At 35.4% G+C, this 1,452-nt stretch carries 2 protein-coding genes; both read right to left on the bottom strand.

Features of this window, described 5'->3' with window-relative positions:
• Nucleotides 1-149: 149 nt before the first annotated feature.
• Nucleotides 150-611, bottom strand: coding sequence for a hypothetical protein (locus ABVT42_RS22285; protein ID WP_353898179.1), 462 nt, complete (start codon nt 609-611; stop codon nt 150-152).
• A gap of 9 nt (nt 612-620) precedes the next feature.
• Nucleotides 621-1,452, bottom strand: an 832-nt coding sequence (locus tag ABVT42_RS22280; protein ID WP_367024536.1) for an RHS repeat-associated core domain-containing protein, incomplete at its 5' end; no start/stop codon positions are given.

Here is a 1,452-nt window from a genome sequence, read left to right as displayed (position 1 = left end):
GTTCAAACTGGTTTTTTCAAGTAAACGACCCAGTGCGTCACGTTTAAATTGTTGTACACGATGTTCGCCATCGAGGATTTGGGTTAAATATCCTAACTGATTGTACTGATACAGGGACAGCCAACAATTAAAATGCACTTGCAAATCTACTAATAATCACTATCTAATACATCTCTAACCAAATTACTTCCATTCTCAACCATATAATCAATGTAAGCTTTCATTTCAGGTTGGACGCTAGCATATAGACCTGACTTTCTCACTTCTTTTAAATAAGACTTGAGAATTTGTACACTTTCAGACGATCTAAAAAAGTTAACACCACTCAAGCCAGACTTGTCATTTTTAATCGCAAAATAAGCTGCCAAATTGGCAAGTAGATGCTCAAAATCTTCTTTGTCTACTTTCAAGCTTTTCAGAAAAATTAAAAAACCCGACTCTAAAACCTGATTTCCATAATTATTTTCTTTAATATAACTTTCAATAGCTCCACTTAAATTAGCTCCATGCAGATGTATTCCCCAATCAGGACAACGGATAAAGTACTTTCCCTCACCTCTAAAGAAGCTACTCATTTCTCCATTTTTAACTGCAAACTCAAATGTATTCATATTCTTAAATCACCTTATTCTTTTAGAACCAGGAAATTGTTTTTCTAACTCAGATAACTTATTATCATGTTTAATATTTTCAGCTCCAACTAAAGCTGCTTCAGTTGTTTGTCCCTTAGTCTTTCCTCCGGGAACCCATTCGCCATCATAAGCTCCAGCTTCTTTCCCATTTGGAATATCATAAGAAAATCTGGGATCATTAGGTTGAATTATAATATATGAAATTTGATCACTAGATAGATCCACGCCTTCACCTAAACTAAGTTCATCTCGTAAAATAGTCCAATCTTTACCTGACGCCTCATACCTAGAAATTATCTCATCCATTTCAGATCTAAGCCCAACAAACTTTCTAGGAGGATAATTCTTATACTTTGGGTTTCGAATCCAGCCTTGAATAGCAATAAATGCACCTCCTTGTTGATTAAATAACTTCAAATGATTATCAATAAAAGATTGAGGTAAATAACTTTCAACATTCTCAGGTCGAGACATTTTATCCATTGCTTCTACTTCCTTCATTCTTTGATAACTTTTAGAAGCCTCAGTACTATTTACAAAATGCCCTTTAGTATTTTTCTGAAAAATATTCCATGAATTTTCTTTACAACTCAGTCCTAAAGGATCGATCCAACTCAATGGATTAGGCACATACCGATACTGATTACTCCCACCCAATAACCCAATCGGGTCTTGACTGGTAAACCGCCCATTCCTCGCATCATAATACCGAAACCGATTGTAATGCAGTTGAGTCTCCGCATCAAAATACTGCCCTTGGAATCTGAGATTACAAATAATATTTTCATCAGCTTCCAGGTTTTCAACTTCCCCATAAGGC

Origin of the sequence: Aliikangiella maris, assembly GCF_040719265.1 — a bacterium.
Lineage (GTDB): Bacteria > Pseudomonadota > Gammaproteobacteria > Enterobacterales > Kangiellaceae > Aliikangiella > Aliikangiella maris.
This window is presented reverse-complemented; position numbering and strand designations above follow the sequence as displayed.